This is a genomic window from Devosia sp. (assembly GCF_024707125.1).
Classification (GTDB): domain Bacteria; phylum Pseudomonadota; class Alphaproteobacteria; order Rhizobiales; family Devosiaceae; genus Devosia.
This window is the reverse complement of record NZ_JANQAH010000011.1, coordinates 450,267-473,344: the sequence shown is the minus strand read 5'-3', so window position 1 is coordinate 473,344 and position 23,078 is coordinate 450,267. Positions and strand designations below refer to the sequence as shown.

Below are 23,078 nucleotides of genomic sequence, written 5' to 3'. Positions count from 1 at the left end.
TGACGTCGCTACGTGGCGGCGCGACTGATTACACATGCCGGCAGGTCCGCATGTGCTCACGACTGACCCAGACCTGTGGGGCCATCCATGACCACCGAACCCATCGAGGCCAAGCCGAAGAAGGTGCGCAATTTTGCGCTGCTTTCCAATCGCGCCGGCGCCGCCTTCCTGACGCCTGCCGGCCTTTTGGTCTCGGTCTTCGTCATCGTGCCCTTCTTTTGGGTGATCTTTGTTTCCTTCACCAACCGGACGCTGCTGGGGCGCACCGCGCTCAATCCCGAGTTCGTCGGTCTGGCTAACTATCTCTCGCTCTTTGACCCCGCGACTTTCTTCCAGCGCGGGCAATTCGGCTTCTCGCTGATCCTGACGACGCAATTCGTGCTGGCTTCGGCGCTGCTGGGCCAGGCGCTGCTCGGCCTGTTGCTGGCCTGGCTGATCCAGACCGTGCCGCCATGGGTGAAGCGCATTACGGAAACCTTTGTCATTGCCGCCTGGATCCTGCCCGAGGTGGTCATCGGTTTTGCCTGGTTCGCGTTCCTCGATCGCGATCAGGGCACACTCAATATGCTGCTCGAAGGCCTTGGCTTGCCGCCCGGCGACTTCCTGTTGCAGCAACCCTTCTGGGTCATCGTGGTGTTCAACACCTGGCGCGGCGCTGCTTTCTCGATGATGCTGTTCAACTCGGCCTTTTCGTCGATCCCGCCAAGCTATTTCCAGGCCGCCGACGTTGCCGGTGCCTCGTCGTGGCAGAAATTCCGCGACATCGGACTGCCGCTCATTCGCGGGCATATCGTCACCGATCTCATCCTCATCACCATGTGGACGTTCAATACCTTCACGCCGTTCCTCTTGACCAATGGCGGGCCGAGCTACCGGACGGAGCTGGTGTCGATCTACAATTATCGCGTTGCCTTCCAGGATTTTCAGTTCGGCAAGGGTGCGGCGGTGGGCGTGATCATGATGCTGATCAACCTGGCTTTCGCGTTGATCTACCTCAGCATCGGCCGCAAGAAGAGGCGCTGACCATGAAGCTCACCATTCCCGCCTTTGTCGGTCGCATTGCCTTTTCGGCGCTCGCCGCGCTGATCGGCGCCATCTTCGCGCTGCCGCTGCTGTGGTTCCTCTTTGCGCCGTTCAATGCGCGCGCGGAGCTGGGTCTGGCTCTGCCTGACCCATGGACGCTCAACAATTTCGTGACGGTCTTCGGCAATTCCTATGCCGTGCAGGCGCTCTGGAACAGTTTCATCCAGGCTGTCGGCGGGGTCATCCTGGTGGGTGCGGCGGCGACGCTGGCTGCCTATGCGCTCAGCCGCTCGTCCATCCCCGGCAAGGGTGCGGTGACCTATATCCTGCTGCTGTTCTCGTCGGTCGTGTCGGGTTCCGCGGCCATGGTGCCGATCTTTCTCATAGTCTCGGCCGCGGGCCTCATGGATACCCATCTCGCTGTGATCCTGACCTTTGCTGGCGGCCTCCTGCCGACGGCCATGTTCATCCTGCGCGATTTTATCGACTCGATCCCGAAATCCTACGAGGAAAGCGCCATGGTGGCGGGAGCCTCGCCGGTGCAGGCCTTTTTCGATGTGGCGCTACCGGTCATCCGGCCGGGCATCGTGGTCGTCGTGGTCTGGGGTTTCGTGAATATCTGGGGCTCGTTCCTGATCCCCTTCATTCTGCTCCGCAGCGACAGCAATATGCCGGCCTCGGTCGCCATCTACTCGTTCTATTCGGAAGCGGGCACGCCCATCGTCACGCTCCTGGCAGCCTATTCGCTGATCTATTCGCTGCCTGTCATCGTTCTCTATCTCTTCGTCAGCTGGAAGTTCGGCTTCCGGTTCTTCGGCGGCATCAAGGCTTAAGCACTTATGGCATCTGTTGAATTCAAAAACGTCACCAAGAGCTTTGGCGAGTTCAAGGCGGTCGCGGACGTCAGCTTCGATATCGGCGATGGGGAATTCGTCTGTCTCCTTGGTCCCTCTGGCTGCGGCAAGACCACTTCGCTGCGCATGTTGGCAGGGCTCGAAACCCCGACTTCGGGGAAAATCCTGATCGGCGGGGAAGAAGTTACACATCTCCACCCCAAGGATCGCAACATCGCCATGGTGTTTCAGGACTATGCGCTCTACCCGCATATGAACCTGGCCGACAATATCGCCTATCCGCTGAAAGTCCGCGGCGAGCCGGTGGCGCAACGCCATGGGCGGGCCAAAGAAGTCGCTGATGTCCTCAAAATCGGGCACCTGATGGACCGTCTGCCGAGCCAGATTTCCGGCGGCCAACAGCAGCGCACCTCGCTCGCCCGCGCTTTGGTCTATCCGGCAAAGGTCTATCTTTTCGACGAGCCGCTTTCCAATCTCGACGCAAAGCTGCGGCTCGAAGCGCGTGGTTTCCTCAACCACCTGCAGCGCGACATGGGCATGACGGCTGTCTACGTGACCCATGACCAGGCCGAGGCCATGGCATTGGCGACGCGCATTGCCGTGATGGATCAGGGGCATATCGTGCAGTTTGCCTCGCCGATCGAAATCTATCGCCGGCCGGCCACGACCTTCGTTGCGAACTTTGTCGGCAACCCGCCGATGAATCTGGTCGAGGTGGAAGGCGCGCAGGTCGATGGCAAGCTGGTGCTGAAGGCTGAGGGGCTGACCATAGCCGGCCTTGCCATGACCGATGCCATCGGCAAGGCATTGACGGCGAGCGGCAAGCTGACGCTGGGGGTGCGGCCGGAGCATCTGGGGATCGCCGCGGCAGGCGCCGTCAACACCATCACGGCGCCGCTCTTTGCCAATGAAAATATGGGGCCGGAAAGCCTCGTCACCGTAGACCGTGGCGACAGCGCCCGCGTTACGGCGCGCATCTTCACCGATGATCATCTTGATCTGTCCAAGGTGGTGACGCTCGGTTTCTCGGCCGAGCACGTCCATCTCTTTGATAGCGCCGGCAAGCGTATTCCGGCCTTGGGAGAATAGGCCTTGTCCAAGACTATCACCGCACATGTGACCCGCACCGATCAGGCGCGGAATCCATACTTTTACATTCCATTCGAGGTTCCATTCGGCACGACGCGGATCGATGTGACGCTGGCCTATCCCAAGGCCGAGGATTGCATCATCGATCTCGGCGCCTTTGATCCCCGCGATAAGGGTTATCCGACCCAAGAGGGCTTTCGCGGCTGGAGCGGTGGCGCGCGTGATCGTTATTTCATCGCCACCGACGATGCGACACCGGGCTATATCCATGGCGAAATACAGCCGGGGACCTGGAACGTCATTCTGGGCCTTTACAAGGTTCCCGAGGTTGGCGCCGATGTCAGCGTAACCATCAGCTTGGATGCGTCGCCGCGAAAGCTGGAACCGCAGCCGGCGCGGACCTTCCCAGTGCGCAACACGGCTGGCTGGTACAAGGGTGACCTCCACTGCCACACCTTCCATTCCGATGCGCGCGGCGCGCCGGAATTGCTGCATGCGGCGGCGAAACAGGCCGGGCTCGATTTCCTCGCCATCGCCGATCATAACACCATCACCCAGAGACGGTATTTTCACCCCCAGTCCTCGCCTGATCTCGTCTTCGTGCGGGCGATGGAAGTGACTACGGCCGTTGGACACGCCAATGTCTATGGGGTCGATGAGTGGATCGACTTCCGCATGACAAAGCCGTCCGATGCGCATGTGCTGGAAAAGCTGGTGCATGAGAAGGGCGGGCTGCTCTCGATCAATCACGACAAGCCCACCATTCCCTGGGACTACGAGTTTCCCGCCGCCGACTGCCAGGAAGTGTGGCAATCCACCTGGATGGCCTGGAACTGGATTTCGCTGGAACGCTATCAGCAGCGCTTGGCGGCAGGCCTGAAGCTCTCGGCTATCGGCGGCTCGGACTATCACCAGCCCGACCGTCTGCTGCCCGAAGGCCCGCTGGTTCTGGCTCGTCCGACCACGGTTTTCTGGCTGCCCGAACTGAGCGAAGACGCCGTTCTCGCCGCGATGAAATCGGGCCATGGTTATGTGACCGAAAGCCCGACCGGGCCGCATCTCGAAATCCGCTGCGGGGGCATTGTCATGGGCGGCACGGCTGCCGGCCTCTCCGAGATAACCGCCATTGTTCGGGGCGCCGCGGGCGACCGGCTTGTGCTGATCGATGCCACCGGCCCCATCGCTGACGTCCCAATTTCGGGTGAGGACTGGCAGCAGAATATCGCCGTCAAAAACCCGCAAAAATTCGTTCGGGCAGAAATCGTCGCGGTCGCTAGTCGTGAAAGGCTGGTGGCCGAGTTCACTGGCGCTCTCGAAGGCCGCGAACTGCCTTGGCGACTCAAAGGTGCTGATCTGGCCGACCAGCCGATCCGCCGCGCCCTCAGCAATCCAATCTATATCGGTTCCTGATCCATGCTTATCGGCAACGCGCCCTGTTCCTGGGGCATCGCCTATCCTACCGGCAATCACTATTCGTGGTCGCAATATCTCGATGAGGTGGCCGAGGCCGGCTATCGCGGTACTGAACTGGGGCCGCTCGGTTTTTTGCCGAAAGATGCGGAACTGCTGCGCGACGAATTGGGCAGGCGCAATCTGACGCTGATTGGCGCGACCCATGTCCACACCTTTGGCGATGCGGCCTCCGTGCCGGTGCTGATGGCGACCTTGCGCGAGCTTTCGACGCTGCTGAAGACACTGGGTGCCAGGCATCTCGTCATCATGGATGAGAGCAATTGGTATCCGGCGGGCCAGGAAGGTGTACTCGACGAGGCCGGTTGGCAGGGGCTCGTCGGAATGGTGCGCGACGCTCAGAAGCTGGTCGAAGGCGAGTATGGCCTGAAACTCAGCTTTCATCCGCATATCGGCACGGCGGTGGAGAAGGAGGCGCAGATCGATCGGCTGCTGTCCGATACGGAAATCGATCTCTGCTTTGATACCGGGCACCATGCCTTTTGGGACCAAGATCCTGTTTCCTATATGGAAAAGGTGTTTTCCCGCATTGCCTACATGCACCTCAAGAATGTCGATCCGCGCGTACGCGCCCGGGTTCTGGCGGGGGAACTGTCTATCGCAAAATCCTATGGTGCGGGGGTGATGTGTCCGCTGCCTGACGGGGCGGTGGATATTCAGGCGGTGATGCGTCTTCTGGCCGAGCGGGGCTTTGATGGACCCATCGTGGTCGAGCAGGATGTCGCCGAAAACGCCGCGGAAACGCCGCTGCAACTGGCGGCGCGGAACCTTGTCTATATGGAAGGGATCGCGGAATGAGTGCGGTTCTCAAGGTTGGCCTCATCGGGCTCGGCGAGGTCGCCCAGCTTATGCACCTGCCGCTGCTGGCGGACGATAATCGCTTTGAGATCAATGCGATAACCGACGTGTCGCCCAGTCTCGTCGACTATGTGGCGAACCGCTATGGCGTGCCGACGCGGCATGCGAGCGCTGAGGCGCTGATTGCCGATCCGGAGCTGGATGCAGTGTTCATCCTGACGCCGGATCATCTCCATGCCGAGCTGCTGGAAAAAGCCATTCGTTCGGGAAAGCACGTCTTTATCGAGAAGCCTGCTTGCCTGACCGCGGCGCAGCTTGAGCCGCTGCTATCGCTGCCGAAACGGCCGGGGCAGGTGGTGTTCGTGGGCTATATGCGGCGGTTCTCGCGGGCCTTTGCGGAACTCAGGAAGCGCTTGCCGCCATTGGAAAAAATCCGCCACGTGCGGGTGCGAGATATCATTCGCGAGGCGCCGTTTTTCGTGGCGCAGACACGCAACGTCTTCAAGCCCAAGGATGTGCCGGGTGAGTTGATCGCCGAAGGCCGGGCGCGGACGCAAACCATGCTGCGTTCGGTGATGGGCGAGGATTGCCCGCCTGATGCGCTGCGGGCCTATCAGGTGCTTACGGGCTTGAGTTCACACAGCTTTTCGGCAATGCGCGATCTGCTCGGCAAGCCAAAAGGGGTGCGTTACGCGACCCAGCACAATGGCGAAACGGTGATAGCGCTCTTCGACTATGGGCATTTCACCGCGCTCTATGAGGCGGTGATCGACGATGTCTCGCGGTTCGATGCGGGTATCGAGGTGCTGACCCAGACTCAGCATTTCAAGATGAACTACGACACCCCCTATATCCGCAACCTGCCGACGCGGTTGGAAATCACAAGTTCGACGGATACGGATACCGGTACGGAAGTGATCGGGCCGATCTATGAGGACCCGTTCCGTATTGAACTTGGCGCGTTTTTCGATAGTGTTGCCAATGGCTTACCGGCGACGACCAGTCTTGAGGATTCCATGGAGGACCTCAAACTCTTTGCCGAGGTCGGCCGACATTTTCGCTAATAAACCTTGGCATTCAGTGGCTTGCTAATATTAGCTGATTGTGTATTAGCTTTTTCGGCATCTAGCTCTGAGTGTCATGCCTCCTTCAACCCGCACATTGGCGAAGCCTGCCCGTTCCGGAAAAGAGAGCGGGTCGAATTCGCGCCGGGTTACGATGACCGATATTGCGCGGGAGGCCGGCTGCTCCCAGGCGACTGTATCATTCGTCATAAATGATGCCCCGGGGATAAGATTATCGAGCGAGACGCGACAGAGGGTGCTCGAGACGGCGCGGCGGCTGGGTTATGGCTTGCCGCAGGCGAAGGTGGCGGTGGAGGCCAAGCGGGTCCGCCGCGCTGGAAGGATCGGGTTTATTGTCGATCAGCTCGCGACGAGCCCCGAAGCAGTGCAGGCGATTGAGGGGTTGAGCCAGGCGGCGCAGGGGGCGGGGGATCTCGTTTTCGTTTCGCAGAGCCGGAACGATCCCGAGGTCGAGGCGGAGCTGATCGAAACCTTTGTCGAACAAGGGGTTTCGGCGCTGGTCTATATGACCATCTTTACCCGCGAGGTGGAGCTGCCGCTGGCGCTCAGAAACCTTGATATGCCGGTGCTTTTGCTCAATTGCTATACGACGGGGCAGTCTTATCCCGCTGTGGTGCCGAGCGAAATTGCCGGTGGCCAGCGGGCGACGCATCATCTGATCACGCGCGGTCACCGGCGGATTGCGACGATAACGGGCGAGATCTGGATGGAGGCGGCGCAGGATCGGCTTAAGGGGTATCGGCGGGCGCTGGCGACGGCGGATATTCCGTTCGATGCGGACCTGGTGTTTTCGGGCGATTGGTCGGCCAGCGCCGGCTATGAGGCGACGCGGAAAATCCTGGATTTGCCAGAGGTGCCGACGGCGATCTTTTGCCAGAACGATCGCATGGCGATCGGCTGTTATGAGGCGCTGAAAGAGGCGGGGTATGAGATCCCGCGGGATATGTCGGTGGTCGGGTATGATGACGAGGAAATTGCGCGGCATCTGCATCCGCAATTGACGACGTCGGTGCTGCCGCATCGGGCCATGGGGCAGTGGATTGCCGAGCAACTGGCTGATGGGCCTGATGATGATCGCTATCCGCTGACGAAGTTGGAGTGCCCGCTGGTGGAGCGGGCTTCGGTGGATAAGCCGCGGGGGTAGGGCCGCGCCCTCGTGGTTCGAGGCTGCGCTTCGCTTCGCACCTCACCATGAGGGCTAATGCAGCATCAAGACCTTGGTGGCGCTATCGAATTCCTCTCGACGTACTCGCACTCAATCTTAAGTTTTTGCATGCGCTCGTCGGCGTCGAGGTCGTCAAAGCCGTCTAAAAGTTGGCCGACGGCCCAGCGGGCCATTTCGTCGTGGGGGAGGACCATGGTCGAAAGCGGCGGGTCCATGCTGGCGGAAATGTCTTCGTTGTCGAAGCCGACGATGGAGAGGTCTTCCGGGATTTGCAGGCCGAGGATGCGGGCGGCTTCGTAGCAGCCGATGGCCATGCGGTCGTTGAAGCAGAAGATGGCCGTGGGGCGATCGGGGCGAGAGAGCAGGGCCAGGGCGCGCTCGCGGCCGGCGCGGATGGACCAGCCGCCGAGGGTGACGAGGCTTTCATCGACCGGCACTCCGGCTTTTTCCATGGCTTGCCTGAAACCCTTTTCACGATCGATGGCGGCTTCGGCGGTGTCGTGTTCTCCGGCGAGGTGGGCAATGCGCCGATGGCCGGCCTTGAGAAGGGCTTCGGTTGCCATATAGCCGCCGACGATGTCGCCGGGCACGACTGCGGGGTGTTTCAGGCGCTTTTCGTAGCAGTTGAGAAGGATCAGCGGCAGGGCGGAAAAAGCATTGGGAACAACGACTTCGCGCGTCATGAGCGTTGTGTAGATGGCGCCGATGGCGTTTTGGGCGACCAGCATGTCGAGGCCGGCCTGTTCGAGGGCGGGGCTGTTGCCGGTGCAGAAGGTGGCGACGGTGACGTCCTGCAGGGCGGCTTCGTCACGGGCGCCTTCGAGGAATTGGGCGGCGAAGGGGGTCGTCGACACTTCATCGATGAAGAGACCGATGACGCGCTGGCGGCCGGCGGGGACGGCGTGCGCCTTGCCGCGGCGATAGCCCAATTGCTCGGCGGCTTCCTGCACGCGGCGGCGGGTGGCTTTCGAGACTCGGGCATTGGGGACGCCATTGAGCACCAGCGAGACCGTGGCCTGGGAAACTCCCGCCAGTTCGGCCACTTCGTGCATGGTCGCGCGCTTTTCCACCTGAGCTCCCTGGTGCGGGGATAGATTCCCCTCTGTGTAAGCCAATTGCTAGCAGACTGTTAGCACCGAGGTCAGCGTTTCAGCGAGTTGGTTACAGCCGCGCGCGGACCCTTTTTACATCAGTGATGCTGTCATTTTCACCCTCTTGCCAAGCGGGTCGTTTCGGCCATATGGTGATAATAATATAACTAATACGCTTAAGGGTGGAGATTATGAATCTTGGTCGTGCAGTCGCCACGGAGGCCGTCGACGCGCCGCGCAAGAGCTTGTCGCTGGACGGTGTCTGGCAGTTCAAGCACGAGGATGGTCCCTGGCGCGAGGCGCACGTGCCCCAGCCCTGGCAGGCCGAATTCTCCGACCTCGTCGATACCTTTGGTCATGCCGTCTACAAGCGCAGCTTTGCTGTGCCGGCGGGCTGGGACCGGCAGGAGCTGGTGTTGCACTTTGGTGCGGTGAGCTACTATTGCGAAGTGTTCCTCAACGGGCAGAAGCTCGGGAGCCATGAAGGCGCCTTCCTGCCGTTCGACTTCGTGCTCGACGCGAAACTCCTGCGCCCGACCAATGAAGTTGAAGTGCGCGTGACCATGCCGTCGGCCGATCACCGCGCCTTCCCTGACTTCCCGTTTGGCGAAGTGCCGCATGGCAAGATTTCCTGGTACGGCCGGATTGGTGGCCTCTGGCAGTCGGTATCGCTGGAAGCGCGCGATGCGCGCCGGCTTGAGGCGGTTGTCATCACTGCCGGCACCGATGGCATTGTCAAAGCTGCGCTGGATTTCTCGGCTGCAGCCGTGGGCCTGCCGGTGGCACTGGCCGTGCGCGATGCCGGTGGCAATGTGGTGGCCGAGAGCTCGGTGACGGCGGCGGCTTCGGTTGCGGTTGAGCTGGCGGTTACGGCACCAAAGCTCTGGGGCATCGATCAGCCCAATCTCTATACGTTGACCGTGTCGCTGGGCGATGATGTCGACGTGGTGGAAGAGCGCTTTGGCTTCCGCTCGGTCGAGACGCGCGACGGCAAGATCCTCCTCAATAGCGAGCCGATCTATATGCGCGGCGCGCTGGATCAGGACTATTATCCGGACGGCATCTACACGCCGCCCTCGCTCGAGTTTCTGGAAGACCAGGCCAAGAAGGCCAAGGAACTCGGTCTCAATACGCTGCGCTGCCACATCAAGGTGCCGGACCCGCGCTACTATGACGTGGCCGACCGTTTTGGCCTGCTCGTCTGGACCGAAATTCCGAACGTGGCGAATTTCACCTCGAAATCGGCGCAGCGCATGCGCGACACGATGACGGGTATTTTGAAGCGCGACCGCAACCATCCCTCGATCATCGCCTGGACGATCATCAACGAGGACTGGGGCACCCGCATGCTCGAAAATGCCGAGCATCGGCAGTGGGTGAAGGATACCTATGACTGGCTGAAGGCCGAGGATGCTACGCGCCTCGTGGTGGACAACTCCGCCTGTTTCCCGAACTTCCACGTCAAGACCGACCTCAATGACTACCACTATTACCGCTCGGTGCCGGAGCGCCGGCAGGAGTGGGACGACATCACCGCGCAGTTTGCGGCCGGCGCCGACTGGACGTTCTCAAGCCTTGGCGATGCGGAGCGGAAGGGCGATGAGCCGTTGATCGTTTCCGAATTCGGCGTCTGGGGCCTGCCTGATCCCAAGAAGCTGCGTCGCGAGGATGGGTCGGAGCCGGATTGGTTCGAGACGGGATCGCTCTGGGGCGATGGCGTGGCGCTGCCGCATGGTATCGAGGATCGCTTTGGTGCGCTCGATCTCGCCAAAACCTTCGGCTCGTTCGATGCCTTTATCGAGAACGTGCAGTGGTATCAGTTCATGAACCTGCGCTACGAGATCGAGGAGATGCGCCGCTACTCCTCGATCATGGGCTATGTGATCACCGAGCTGACGGACGTGCATTGGGAGGCCAATGGCCTCTTGGATATCGAGCGCAATCCGCGCGTGTTCCACGATGTGTTTGGGACGATCAACGCTGACATCGTCATCGTGCCGCGTCCGGCGCGTTACTCGGCATATCTGGGTGAAACGCTCGATATCGAGCTGAAAATCGGGACCGGCGGTCTTTCCATTCCGGCCGGCGCGGTGCTGCGCTGGAGCGGCGAGGTTTCGGGTTCTGTTGCAGTGCCGGCGACGGGCAAGGTATCTACGGCTGATCTCGGCAAGATTGGTTTTGCCCTGCCTGCGGGCGGCGGCAATCGTGTGCTGTCCATAGAATTTGTGCTGGAGGCCAACGGTTCGGTCCTCTCGCGCAACACTTGCGAGATCGCGCTTTATGCAAAGCGCGATACGGCCGGGCGACCCTCCATCGCTGCCGCCGATTCCTCCCTCGCAAGCTATGCCAGCGGCCTCGGCTACCGTGTGGTACCGGCTGCCGAGGCCGATGTGGTGCTGGTGCATGCCGTGAATGGCGACGATGTCGAAGCCATCAAGGCGGGCGCGCGCTACCTGATCCTGGCCGACGGGACCGTTGAGACGAATAAGAACCTGCGGACGGACATGCCGGACGGGGAACTGCCGCATCGCTCGATTGTCGCCGATGGCAAGAAGTTCCGGCCGAGTCTCGATCAGCATCTGCCGGGGATCAGCCTTGTCGAACGCGATGGCACGATCTGGCGCGGGGACTGGATTGCCGGGTTCTCGTGGGTTCGACGCGAGGGGGCGTTTGCGGACATTCCGGGTGGGCCGATCTTTGATCTGAGTTTTTCCGATGTCGTGCCGCATCACCTGCTGACGGGCTTCAGGCCCTGGGAGTTTGGGAACAACGTCATCTCGGGGATGGTTTGCGGTTGGGTGCATAAGCCGGCGGCGATCATTGGCGAGAAGCGGGTTGGCCGCGGTGGGGTTGTCGCGACGACGTTTAGGCTGCTGCGTGAAAATGCCGGGGCTGATCCGGTGGCGGCGGCGCTGTTCGATGGGCTCGTGACGACGGCGGCGGAGCTGCCGGTGGATAAGGGTTCGCTCTAGCCAAACTAGCTCCTCTGCGGAGGAGAGAACCCCTCACCCTGGAAATCCGCTGAACGCGGATTTCCTGTCCCTCTCCCACAAGGGGCGAGGGGACAGCCGGTGGCTGGGGAGGCACTGAGTTCCCTTCTCCCCTTGTGGGAGAAGGTGCCCCGCAGGGGCGGATGAGGGGTGTGGCGGTAGCCAGCCTGATAACCGGAAGACAGCAAAGCTGCGCTGGTTGAAGAGGAGGAAAGAGATGGCCGATATCGTCCTTCGGGATGTCAGCAAGTCCTATGGCGCCGTACAGGTGCTGGACAGCGTCAGCATGCATATCCGCTCGGGCGAGTTCATCGTCTTTCTTGGGCCTTCGGGCTGCGGAAAGTCGACGCTGCTGCGGATGATTGCCGGGCTCGAGGCGGTCAATGCGGGCGAAATCCATATCGGCGAGCGCCGGGTGGATCAGTTGCCGCCCAATCAGCGCGGCGTCGCCATGGTGTTCCAGAATTATGCGCTCTATCCGCATATGACGGTGCGCCAGAACATGAGCTTTGGGCTCGAAAACATCGGCACCGACAAGGGCGAGATCAACCGGCGCGTCGATGAAGCGGCGCGCATGCTGGAAATCGGGCAATTGCTGGAGCGCCGGCCGGCGCAGCTTTCGGGCGGGCAGCGGCAGCGTGTTGCCATTGGCCGGGCCATTGTGCGCGAGCCCGATGCGTTTTTGCTCGACGAACCGCTGAGCAATCTCGATGCGGGGCTGCGGGTGCGGACTCGCGTGGAGCTGGCGCAACTGCACCAGCGCATCGGCACGACGATGATTTTCGTGACCCACGACCAGACCGAGGCCATGACGCTGGCGAGCCGGATCGTGGTCATGAACAACCGCAAGGTGGAGCAGATCGGCACGCCGATGGAGGTCTACTCCAAGCCAGCGAGCCGGTTCGTGGCGGCCTTTGTCGGTTCGCCCTCGATGAACTTTTTGCCGGTGACGGCGCTGGCCGATGTGGGCGGGCGGGTCGTGGTGACGGCGGGTGGTTCGACCATTCCGACGACGATTGCGACCTCTGTCGCTCCGGCGCAGGGGCAGGGGCTGACCTTCGGGGTGCGGCCGGAATCGCTGCGTGTTGCGCCGGATGGTGAAATCTCCGGGACCATTGCGCTCGTCGAGCGGCTGGGGGACCGGACGCTGATCCATACGCGGCTCAGCGACGGCACCGTCATTGTTGGCGACGATATCGGCAAGTCGACGCTCGAAGCGGGCGCGCCGGTGCGGCTCAAGGTCGATGGCTCGACGGTGCATCTCTTTGATGCCGAGGGCGTCGCTTATCACGCGGAATAGACCGCAGGAATTTCTGCTGGGCGGAAGACGATAACTGCACCGCCTCAGCCGGATGAACACATGCATTGGGCATGTTTTGGGAGGAAGATGTTATGAGACTGTCTTTGAAGCGATTGGCTCTGGTGTCGACGGCGCTGATGGCGCTGACGAGTGCCGCTGCAGCGCAGCAGACCGTGGTCTGGTGGGATTTTCTGGCAGGCGGCGACGGCGTGCGCATGAAGGCGCTGATCGACGGTTTTAATGCCGAACACCAGGGCGAGATCGAAATCCAGGGCACGACGCTGGAATGGGGCACGCCTTTCTACACCAAGCTGCAGACCTCCTCGGCCATTGGCGAAGGTCCCGATATCGCCACCTATCACCTGAGCCGCATTCCGCTGGCCGTCGATAGCGGCACCCTTTCCGAGATCACCGACGAGGATATGTCGGGCGCTGGCATTTCCGACGCCGATTTCACCCAGGCTGCGTCTGACGCTGGCAAGGTCGATGGGACGCGCTATGCCGTGCCGTTCGATCAACATGGCCTCATTCTCTACTACAACAAGGACATGCTCGCCGAAGCTGGCCTGATCGGCGACGATGGCCTGCCGAAGGGCCTCGATGGCCTCGACAATTTCAACAAGATCCTCGCTGATTTCACCAAGGACGGAAAGTACGGCATCTCGACCCCGACGGGCGATCGCTACCGCACTATCTACAGCCTCTTTGGCCAGCAGGGCGGTACCATGTTCGACGAAGCCGCTGGCGGCTTCTTCCCGACCGATGAAGATCTCGCCAAGCTGACCAGCTCGATCGAGGTGGTGAAGGGCTGGGTCGATAGCGGTTATACGCCGGTGCAGGTCGAAAGTCCGGCCGCGCTCGCGCTCTTCACTTCGGGACAGTCGCCGTTCTTCATCATGGGCAACTGGGAAATCCCGACCTTTGTCGATCTCCATGCCAAGGGTGAACTGTTCGAATGGGGTGCGGTGGAACTGCCGACGCTGTTCGAGAACAAGGCCGCCTGGTCTGACTCGCATGCCTTCGTGGTTCCCGCCAATTCGGGCAAGGAAGCCGATGCCGACAAGCGCGCTGCGGTGATGAAAGTCATCGCCTGGATGGACCAGCACTCGCTCGATTGGGCCGGCGCGGGCCATATCCCGGCCTTCAATGCCGTGCGTGAAAGCGCTGAATTCCAGGCGCTGAAGCCGCAGTCTGACTATGCAGGATTTGCTGATACGGCCGTGTTCGATCCGCGCACTATCCTTGCTGGTCCCGCTGCGCCGCTTGGCGATGCATGGAGCAACTTCATCAACCCCGCCACGACCGGCGAAATCGAGCCGGCTGATGCCGCCGCGCAGATGCGCGACGATCTCAACGGCCAGCTCTGATTGAGCTTGGGGGTGGCTCCGGTCACCCCTCCCGGCCTCCCCCATCAAGGGGGAGGTGCAGGGTTCGGTGATTGTCGCAGGCGGGGAGGCCCAAAAAGATGCTCAGGGACAAAAGGCAGGAATATCTCGTGGCGCTGCTGCTGGTGGGCCCGTTCGTGCTCATCTATGGCGCGCTTTTTGTCTGGCCGACGATCCAGATGGCTATGCTCAGCTTCACCAAGGCGCCGCTGATCGGGACGGGCGACTGGGTGGGGTGGGACAATTATGTAAAAATCCTCAGCCACAAGCTGTTCCACCAGGCGTTTTGGAACACTGCCTATTTCGTTCTGCTGACGGTTATTCCCAATACGCTGATTTCGCTGGTCATTGCCCTCGCGGTGAACCGGTTGAAGGGGCCGGTGCAGGGCTTTGTGCTCGCCTGCTTCTTTCTGCCCTATATCCTGCCGGTCTCGGTGGTTTTCCTCACCTGGAACTGGATCATCGACGTGCAATATGGGCTCGTGCAGGGCTTTGTGGCGCTGTTCAATGGCGGCCAGCCGATCTCGCTGACTCGCACCATTCCGCTCTTCATGCCCACGGTCGCCTTCGTCACCATCTGGTGGACCATGGGTTTTAATATCCTGCTGTTCATCGCTGGGCTGCGGAACATTTCGCCCGAGATCTATGAGGCGGCTTCGCTTGATAGCGCCGGGCGCTGGCGGCAGTTCCAGCGAATTACCTGGCCGCTGATCTGGCCGGTGACGGCGCTGGTGCTAACCATCCAGCTCATCGCGCAGCTGAAAATTTTCGACCAGGTGTACCTGTTCTCAATCGGCGGGCGGCAGGACGCGACGATCACGCTGGTTCAATATGTCTACAAGCTGGCTTTCCAGCAGAACAAGGGCGGCGAGGCCGCGACGGCAGCCATGCTGCTTTTCCTGATGATCATCATCCTGTCGGTGCTGCAATACCAGCTCCTGCGTGCACGAGGTGAGAAATGAGCGCCGAAGCCCTTCCCAACCGCGAAGCCATTGCAGCTGCGCGCAGCCGGGGCGATGGCCCTATCGACATGATCGGGCTGGTGCTCACCGTCATCACCATCCTCGTGGCGCTCGGCTCGTTCTTCCCGATCTATTGGGCCGTCATTACGTCGATCAAACCCGACGGAGAGGTGATCTCGGGCAGTAATTCCCTGATCCCCAATCGCGTCGTCTTCGACAGCTATATCCACATCTGGAACAACACCAATATCGGCATCTGGTACATCAACTCGATGGTGACCTCGCTGATCATTACTGCCTTGGTGATCGTCTCCTCGGCCGGCTGCGCCTATGCGCTGAGCCAGCTCGATTTCCCCGGCCGGCGCGTGATCTACGTGCTGATCCTTGCCTGTTTCATGGTGCCGATGCAGGCGCTGATCGTGAACCACTTTGTGCTCATGGCGCAGTTCAAGCTGCTCAACACCTGGGCCGGCATCATCCTGCCGCAGTTGATCGTTCCGGTCGTCATCATCGTCTACAAGCAGTTCTTCGACTCGGTGCCAAAGGAGTTTCGCGAGGCGGCGCAGATGGATTCTGCGGGGCATCTCAAAATCCTGTTCCGCATCTATCTGCCGATGAACTGGGGCGTGACGGCTTCGCTTGCCATCATCACCTTCATTGGCGCCTGGAATTCCTTCCTCTGGCCGTTCCTTGCGGCGACTGGTGAGGCGACGATGACGGTGCCGGTGGGCATTACCCAGGTGAAGGACGCCTATGGCATCGTCTATGGCAAGCTGATGGCCTCGGCCGTGGTGGCGGGCCTGCCGGTGGCGGTGGTCTATCTGATCTTCCAGCGCCGGGTGACGCAGGCGATCATGCTTTCGGCCGGCGTAAAGGGTTGAAGCGTTCCGCTGATCTCGATCTCTTCAAGACCATGCTCGTTGTGGGCATGGTTGCCATCCATGTCTTTCAGCTCCTCGGGCGGTCCATGCCGGTCTGGGTGGATCGGGTGGCCGAGGGGATCAATCTCATCACCTTTTCCGGCTTTCTCCTCGCCATGGGCATTGGCGTGGGGATGGGGAGCGAGCGGGAGCGGGGGTTTTGGGAACGGATGCGGCCGGTAATGCTGCTGCTCGTTGCTGCGTGGATTTCGGCCTTTGCCTTTGCGCTCTTGGTCGATCGGACCCCGCTCACGTGGATGCTGGCGCTGGATGTTCTGAGTTTCCGCCGGCTCTTCGGCTGGAGCGAGTTTCTCGCCAGCTTCTTCATGCTCTATCTGCTGCTGGCTCTGCTCCGGCCGCTGATCCTGCGCATGGCGCTGGACCCGCTCTCCTTTGGCCTCTCCGTGGCCCTCTCCTTTGCTTCGACATGGATCGTGGTCGACCTATGGCTGCCGGCATCGGCAACTCTCCTGGGCACAACGCTCTTCGCGAGCTTTCCGCTACTGCCCTATCTGCCGTGGTTTCTCGTCGGCATCCGGCTGGGGCGGAGCGGCGGGAAACTGGGCTGGGCGCATTGGTCAGTGGCGGCTTTGTGCTCGGGGCTTCTAGCCTTTCAGGTGCAGCAGACGGGGGCCTTGCCGGGACGCTTCCCGCCGACCGTGCTCTGGGTGATCGGGCCGGCCCTGGTGTTGGCGCTCTATTGGGTTTTGGCGCGCTTGCTCGCCGCCCGCGTGCCAAACGTGCTGCTGCTGCCGGGGCGGCATGCGCTGAGCTATCTGCTGGTGTCCAACCTGCTCATCTTTTCGGCGCGGCGGATCTGGGGAAGGCCAATCACGGAGGTGGAGACCTGGCTGGGGAGCACGCTGGGCGTGCTGGTGGTGATTGGGGTGGGCTGGTGGATCGTGGAGAGGTCGCGGGGCCCTGCACGCAAGTCCTTGTGGGGAGCCAATTTATCAAACAATTAAGCATAGTCCGCAATATTTGCGGCTATGCTCAAGATGCTTTCCATTTCAACGCAAGCGCGAAATCGTCTTTGCTCTGCAATCGCCAGTTGGCGATATCGAGGCCTGCTTCTGTCCTCGACTTGGATGGGAGCGGCCATGGTGGCCCTGTCCCCGGCATCTGCCCAGCAGGTCATTCTCACCGGCACCAATAACCCTGGCGATCCTGCGACCATCGATAGCAGCACCGTTCTCTGGATCGGCCTCTACGGGGATGGGGAACTCAACATCCAGAACGGTGGCGTGCTGAACGATCTGAGTGCCTATATCGGCGGCTCCGCGGGCGATGAAGGCATCGCGACTGTGACGGGACTGGGATCGGAGTGGCACAATGGAAACAACCTGGACATTGGCTTTCACGGCGTCGGCACGTTGAATATTGCCGCTGGGGGCGTTGTATCGGCTAGGAACAGCGATGTCGGCTATACGGACGAAGGCCATGTGCTGGTCAGCGGAACGGGTTCACGCTGGTCCAATAGCGGACGGATCAATATCGGCAACAGCGGAACGGGCAATATTGTCATTGAAGATGGTGCGACCGTCTCGAGCAATGCAGCGACCATAGGCGTAGCAGCGACCGGTCGTGGCGAGGTTCTGCTGACGTCCGGGGGCTCGTGGACCCTGGGAGGTCTGTTCACTGTCGGCGGGGCTGGCCACGGTGTCTTGGAGATCGAGGATGGCGCGGTTGTTTCGGCTGGCGGCGTTGACCTGGGCACGGCGGGTGCGTCGGCGAACGGAACGCTGGTTCTGCGCGGCACGCTGGGGGCTCGCGGCGTTCTGGAAACCAACCGCATTCGTGGTGGCCTTGGAACCGCTGATCTCACCATAGATGGTGGTGTATTGCGCGCGACGGACGACGCCGCGCAGTTCTTCCAGAATTATGGAAGTCAGACAGTGTCGCTTGGCGCCGCGGGCGGGACGATTGACACCAATGGCTACGATATTGGCATCTCGCCGGAACTGACTGGGGCAGGCGGCCTGACAAAGCAGGGCGCGGGTACTTTGACCCTGACCGGCGCCAACAGTTTTGTAGGCGGCACGACAATCGACGCGGGTACCCTGCAGTTGGGCGGCGGCGGCACGAGCGGCAGCATTCTCGGCAATGTCACCAATAGTGGTGTGCTGGCGTTCAACCGCTCAGACCAGGTGACTTTCGGTGGCACGATCACCGGCACCGGCGGCGTTCAGCAGCTTGGCGCGGGACGGACCACACTCACCGCCGACAATTCGGGCCTTTTGGGCGTGTCTGCGGTTCATGACGGCATCCTGTCGATCAATGGCATTCTTGGAGGCACCCTCGAAGTCGTGGGAGGGCGCCTGCAAGGCAATGGCCAGGTCGGCAGTACTACGAATTTTTCCGGCGGTACGATCGCGCCCGGCAATTCGATCGGCACGCTGACCATCAACGGCAATTATGTCGGCAATGGCGGCACGCTCGAGATCGAGACGGTGCTGGGAGACGACAGTTCCGCAACTGACCTGCTGATCGTGACTGGCGATACGTCTGGCAACACCAATGTTCGCGTCATCAATGTCGGTGGTGTTGGTGCGCAAACCATCGAAGGCATCAAGATTGTCGAAGTCGGAGGGGCCTCCAACGGGTCATTCGCACTGCTCGGCGACTATTTGCTGGACGGGGAGCAGACCGTTGTCGCAGGTGCCTATGGATACAGGCTCTATCAGAACGGGGTGTCAACGCCCGCTGACGGAAACTGGTATTTGCGCTCGACCGCCGTCAGTCCAGGGGCGTCGGCTGGCCTGCTCTATCAGGCAGGCGCGCCAGTGTACGAAGCCTATGCAGCCGTGCTGCAGGATTTTGAGGGCCTCGATACACTGCAACAACGTCTCGGCGATCGCGTCTGGAATGGTGGAGAGACCAACACCGAAGCTTCGCCCACTGGCACCAGACGCGGCCTTTGGAGCCGGGTGGCCGGCAGCCATACGCGTGTTGTTCCCTCTCAATCCACAACTGGGGCCGACTATAGCGTCGACACCTGGCAGCTGCAGATCGGAGCAGACCGGCAGCTCTACACCGGTAGTGCGGGTGACGTGATCGGCAGTCTTGCCCTGCGTTATGGAACGATCTCGAGCGACGTTGCTTCGGTCCACGGGCACGGCTCGATCGGTAGCGTTGGCCAGGGGCTGGATGGCTCTCTGACCTGGTATGGCACCGAGGGATTCTATCTCGATGCCGCCGCGAGAATGACCTGGTATGACAGCACTCTGTCCTCATCGACCGCTCAAACGAGGCTCGTTTCTGGCAACAACGGCTTTGGCTATGCAATGGGACTTGAGGCGGGCCGGCAGATCGTTCTGGACCAAAACTGGTCAGCCACACCACAGGCTCAGCTGACCTATTCCGGCGTCTCTTTTGATCGCTTCTCCGATGTCTATGGCGCGAAGGTCGCACTCGCCGATGGTCAGGACCTGAAGCTCCGTCTCGGGCTCTCGGCCGACTACAGGGACAACTGGATCGATGCGGGCGGCGAGCGCAGCCACCTCCACGTGTACGGCATTGCCAACCTTTACATTGATGCACTGCCGCAATCCCAGGTGCTGATTGAGAATGTGCGTCTTTCAAGTGCCCGGGAAAGCCTGTGGGGAGGGCTCGGTCTCGGTGGCACTTACAGCTGGGGCGACGGCAAGTACGCGATCTATGGGCAGGCCGGGATCAATACCGGCCTTGTATATTTTGGTCGCAGCTACAGCATCGCCGGCACGACGGGTCTCGCGGTCAAGTTCTAGTTGCTTGCGGGAGCACGTGTCGGAAAACGACGGGTGCTTAACCAATGCCGGCACTCGATCAACGCAAAAGGCCCCGCATTTCGGCGGGGCCTTTCATGTGATGTCACCCGACTAGGGTTCGCGCCCTTAGAAGTGCACCGACTTGGAGTCCATCGGGTTGGACGAGGTCGGCGGAGCGAATTTGGTCAGGTCGATGCCTACCACGGCGGCCTTGTATTCGTCGGCGCTGGGGGTGCGGCCGAGGATGGCGGAGAGGACAACCACAGGCGTCGAGGCGAGGAGGGATTCGCCCTTCTTTTCGGCGGTGTCTTCAACGACGCGGCCCTGGAAGAGGCGGGTCGAGGTCGCAAGGACCGTGTCGCCCTTTTCGGCCTTTTCCTGGTTGCCCATGCAGAGGTTACAGCCCGGACGTTCGAGATAGAGGATATTCTCGTATTCCGTGCGGTTGGCGGTCTTGGGGTGAATATCGTCGAACTCGAAGCCGGAATAGCGCTGGAGGATTTCCCAGTCGCCTTCTTCCTTGAGCTCATCGATGATGTTGTAGGTCGGCGCGGCGACGACGAGCGGCGCCTTGAATTCGACCTTGCCGGTTTCCTTCTCGAGGTTCTTCAGCATCTGGGCGACGATCTTCATGTCGCCCTTGTGCACCATGCACGAGCCGACAAAGCCCAGGTCCACCTTCTTGGTGCCGCCATAGTAGGAAACGGGGCGGATGGTGTCGTGGGTGTAGCGACGCGAGACGTCGGAATTGTTGACGTCGGGGTCGGCGATCATCGGCTCGTCGATCAGGTCGAGATCGACGACGACTTCAGCAAAGTACTTTGCATTGGCGTCGGGCGAGAGGGCCGGCTTTTCGCCCGAGCGGATTTCGGCGATGCGGCGATCGGCCTTGGCGATCAGGCCCTTGATGGTCTGCGCGGCATTGTCCATGCCCTTGTCGATCATGATCTGCATGCGCGACTTGGCGATTTCGAGGGACTCGATCAGCGTCTCGTCTTCCGAGATACAGATCGACGCCTTGGCCTTCATTTCGGCCGTCCAGTCGGTGAAGGTGAAGGCCTGGTCGGCGAGCAGGGTGCCGATATGGACTTCGATGATGCGGCCCTGGAAGACGTTGTCGCCATGCTGTTGCAGCATCTGCGCCTGGGTGGCGTGGACGACGTCGCGGAAGTCCATATGGGGCTGCATCTTGCCCTTGAAGGTGACCTTGACCGACTGCGGGATCGGCATGGTGGCCTCGCCGGTGGCAAGGGCGAGCGCCACGGTGCCGGAGTCTGCGCCGAAGGCCACGCCCTTGGACATACGGGTGTGTGAGTCACCACCGATGATGATGTCCCAATCGTCCACGGTGATGTCGTTCAGCACCTTGTGGATCACGTCGGTCATCGAGTGATACTTGTTGAGCGGGTCGCGGGCCGTGATCACGCCAAAGTTGTTCATGAAGGCCATGAGCTTTGGAATGTTGGCCTGGGCCTTCTTGTCCCAGACCGATGCGGTGTGACAGCCGGACTGATAGGCGCCATCGACCAGCGGCGAGATGACCGTGGCGGCCATGGCCTCGAGTTCCTGGGCGGTCATCAGGCCCGTCGTATCCTGCGAACCAACGATGTTCACCGTGACGCGCACGTCCGAACCGGCGTGCAGGATCTTGCCGGGCGTGACGCCGACGGCGTTGCGGTTGAAGATCTTTTCGACCGCGGTCAGGCCCTGGCCTTCGACGGTGATTTCCTTGTTCGGGGCAAAAACCTGCGGGGCAGTAACGCCGAGGGTCTGGGCGGCAAAGGTCTGCAGCTTCTTGCCGAAGACGATGGCATAGGACGAGCCGGCCTTCATGAATTCGGTCTTCTGCGGGGTGAAGGCAGAGGCGATGTCGACCAGCTCATTGCCGGCTTCGTCGCGCAGCTTCTTGGTCTTGGCATCGATGGTGAGGACCGTGCCGGTTTCGACCGAGTATTTCTGCTCGAGGATCGGGTTGCCCTCGTTGTTGAGGATCGGCTTGCCGTCCTCGCCTGTTTTCTTGACCCAGTTCTTGAGGTTGAGGCCGATGCCGCCGGTCACGTCGACCGTGGTGGCGAAGATCGGGGAAATGCCATTGGTGCCGGCAACGATGGGGGCATAATTGACGAAGGGCACATAGGGGCTGGCCGGCTTGCCGGTCCACAGGGCGACGTTGTTGACGCCGGACATGCGCGAGGAGCCGACGCCCATCGTGCCCTTTTCGGCGATCATCATGACGTGCTTGTCGGGGTGCTGCTTCTGCAGGGCGACGATTTCCGCCTGGGCGGCGGGGGTGATCATGCACTGGCCGTGGAGTTCACGGTCGGCGCGCGAGTGGGCCTGGTTGCCGGGGGAGAGAAGATCGGTCGAGATATCGCCTTCGGCGGCGATGAAGGTGACGACCTTGATCTCGTCGGCGACGTCGGGAAGCTTGGTGAAGAATTCGGCCTTGGAGTAGCTCTCGAGCACGTCCTTGGCGACAGCATTGCCGGCCTTGTAGGCATCGCGCAGGCGGAACATGTCGGCGTCGTAGAGGAAGACCTGGGTTTTCAAGACATCGCCGGCTGCCTTGGCGATGGTGGCGTCATTGCCGAGGGCCACGTCGAGCAGCACTTCGACCGAGGGGCCGCCCTTCATGTGCGACAGGAGTTCAAGGGCGAAGAGTGGAGTGATTTCGGGGACAAGCACTTCGCCGAGGATGATTTCCTTGAGGAAGGCGGCCTTGACGGTGGCGGCGCTCGTCGTGCCGGGCAGGGTATTGTAGATGAAGAATTTGAGGGCGTCGGCGCGCTGCGGATTGGCGGCATCGCGGATGATTGCGATGATCTCGCCGGTAAGCCCGCCGGCATCGATCGGCTTGGGCGCAAGACCCTGCTCTTTTCTGCTATCGATTTCGGCCAGGTAATCGGAGTAGAGGGTCATCGCAATCTCAACATCATGATGTGTGGGGCGCCAAACGCGGCGCCACCAGGGGGTGTCGGCGGTCAGCCTAGTGCCATTGGGTTCGCATTGCGTAAACCGAGGCCTGCCGACTTGCTAGCGCATTTAGCGCAATGAGCGGTACTTTTGAATCAGCAAGGGCAGGTTCAAAAAAAGCAATGCTCCGGCTGGTGAGATTGGCGCTCAAGAAACGGGCTATTCCTCGCGTGCCGCCCGAAAAACCTGCGCTGTCATAATTTCTGCACGACTTGCATTCTCATTAG

16 protein-coding genes are annotated in these 23,078 nt (G+C 61.0%); 14 read left to right on the top strand and 2 right to left on the bottom strand.

All coding sequences use genetic code 11. The features are described from left to right. The first annotated feature begins 123 nt into the window (after positions 1-123). The 7 genes from NVV77_RS17190 (at position 124) to NVV77_RS17160 (ending at position 7,463) form a co-directional block, all read left to right on the top strand. On the top strand, positions 124-1,023 hold the full coding sequence (locus NVV77_RS17190; protein ID WP_367178666.1) for a carbohydrate ABC transporter permease: 900 nt from the start codon (positions 124-126) through the stop codon (positions 1,021-1,023). A 2-nt stretch (positions 1,024-1,025) separates the two neighbouring features. Then, on the top strand, positions 1,026-1,856 hold the full coding sequence (locus NVV77_RS17185) for a carbohydrate ABC transporter permease (RefSeq protein ID WP_295415181.1): 831 nt from the start codon (positions 1,026-1,028) through the stop codon (positions 1,854-1,856). Between the two features lie 6 nt (positions 1,857-1,862). Further along, positions 1,863-2,966, top strand: a complete 1,104-nt coding sequence (locus tag NVV77_RS17180; RefSeq protein ID WP_295415180.1) for an ABC transporter ATP-binding protein — start codon at positions 1,863-1,865, stop codon at positions 2,964-2,966. Between the two features lie 3 nt (positions 2,967-2,969). After that, positions 2,970-4,376: a CehA/McbA family metallohydrolase gene (locus tag NVV77_RS17175; protein ID WP_295415179.1), complete on the top strand. Its 1,407-nt coding sequence runs from the start codon at positions 2,970-2,972 to the stop codon at positions 4,374-4,376. Between the two features lie 3 nt (positions 4,377-4,379). Then, positions 4,380-5,234 carry a sugar phosphate isomerase/epimerase gene (locus NVV77_RS17170; protein ID WP_295415178.1) on the top strand — a complete coding sequence of 285 codons (855 nt, stop codon included), beginning with the start codon at positions 4,380-4,382 and terminating at the stop codon, positions 5,232-5,234. Next, a complete protein-coding gene (locus tag NVV77_RS17165) occupies positions 5,231-6,298 on the top strand; it encodes a Gfo/Idh/MocA family oxidoreductase (RefSeq protein WP_295415177.1) in 1,068 nt (355 codons plus the stop codon). Before NVV77_RS17170 ends, NVV77_RS17165 begins: the two co-directional genes overlap by 4 nt. 76 nt (positions 6,299-6,374) lie before the next feature. Next, complete coding sequence (locus NVV77_RS17160) at positions 6,375-7,463, top strand: LacI family DNA-binding transcriptional regulator (protein WP_295415176.1); 1,089 nt, start codon at positions 6,375-6,377, stop codon at positions 7,461-7,463. Positions 7,464-7,528: 65 nt separating this feature from the next. Here the strand turns inward: NVV77_RS17160 and NVV77_RS17155 are convergent, their stop codons facing one another. Beyond that, a complete protein-coding gene (locus tag NVV77_RS17155) occupies positions 7,529-8,554 on the bottom strand; it encodes a LacI family DNA-binding transcriptional regulator (protein WP_295415175.1) in 1,026 nt (341 codons plus the stop codon). Between the two features lie 212 nt (positions 8,555-8,766). Between NVV77_RS17155 and NVV77_RS17150 the strand changes: the two genes are divergently transcribed. The 7 genes from NVV77_RS17150 to NVV77_RS17120 all read left to right on the top strand — a co-directional run bounded on the left by NVV77_RS17150 (position 8,767) and on the right by NVV77_RS17120 (position 19,878). Then, complete coding sequence (locus tag NVV77_RS17150) at positions 8,767-11,547, top strand: glycoside hydrolase family 2 protein (protein WP_295415174.1); 2,781 nt, start codon at positions 8,767-8,769, stop codon at positions 11,545-11,547. A 235-nt stretch (positions 11,548-11,782) separates the two neighbouring features. Then, positions 11,783-12,865 carry an ABC transporter ATP-binding protein gene (locus tag NVV77_RS17145; RefSeq protein WP_295415173.1) on the top strand — a complete coding sequence of 361 codons (1,083 nt, stop codon included), beginning with the start codon at positions 11,783-11,785 and terminating at the stop codon, positions 12,863-12,865. A 92-nt stretch (positions 12,866-12,957) separates the two neighbouring features. After that, a complete protein-coding gene (locus NVV77_RS17140; protein ID WP_295415172.1) occupies positions 12,958-14,232 on the top strand; it encodes an extracellular solute-binding protein in 1,275 nt (424 codons plus the stop codon). Between the two features lie 98 nt (positions 14,233-14,330). Continuing rightward, positions 14,331-15,212 (top strand): carbohydrate ABC transporter permease, encoded by an 882-nt coding sequence (locus tag NVV77_RS17135; RefSeq protein WP_295415171.1) that lies wholly within the window; start codon positions 14,331-14,333, stop codon positions 15,210-15,212. Positions 15,213-15,280: 68 nt separating this feature from the next. Beyond that, positions 15,281-16,093, top strand: coding sequence for a carbohydrate ABC transporter permease (locus NVV77_RS17130; protein ID WP_291409273.1), 813 nt, complete (start codon positions 15,281-15,283; stop codon positions 16,091-16,093). Next, on the top strand, positions 16,090-17,097 hold the full coding sequence (locus tag NVV77_RS17125; protein WP_295415170.1) for a hypothetical protein: 1,008 nt from the start codon (positions 16,090-16,092) through the stop codon (positions 17,095-17,097). The genes NVV77_RS17130 and NVV77_RS17125 overlap by 4 nt, the downstream gene beginning before the upstream one ends. 135 nt (positions 17,098-17,232) lie before the next feature. Next, positions 17,233-19,878, top strand: a complete 2,646-nt coding sequence (locus NVV77_RS17120; RefSeq protein ID WP_295415169.1) for an autotransporter outer membrane beta-barrel domain-containing protein — start codon at positions 17,233-17,235, stop codon at positions 19,876-19,878. A gap of 126 nt (positions 19,879-20,004) precedes the next feature. Here NVV77_RS17120 and NVV77_RS17115 read toward each other — a convergent pair whose 3' ends face one another. Next, positions 20,005-22,797, bottom strand: coding sequence for a bifunctional aconitate hydratase 2/2-methylisocitrate dehydratase (locus tag NVV77_RS17115; RefSeq protein ID WP_295415168.1), 2,793 nt, complete (start codon positions 22,795-22,797; stop codon positions 20,005-20,007). Positions 22,798-23,078 lie beyond the last annotated feature (281 nt).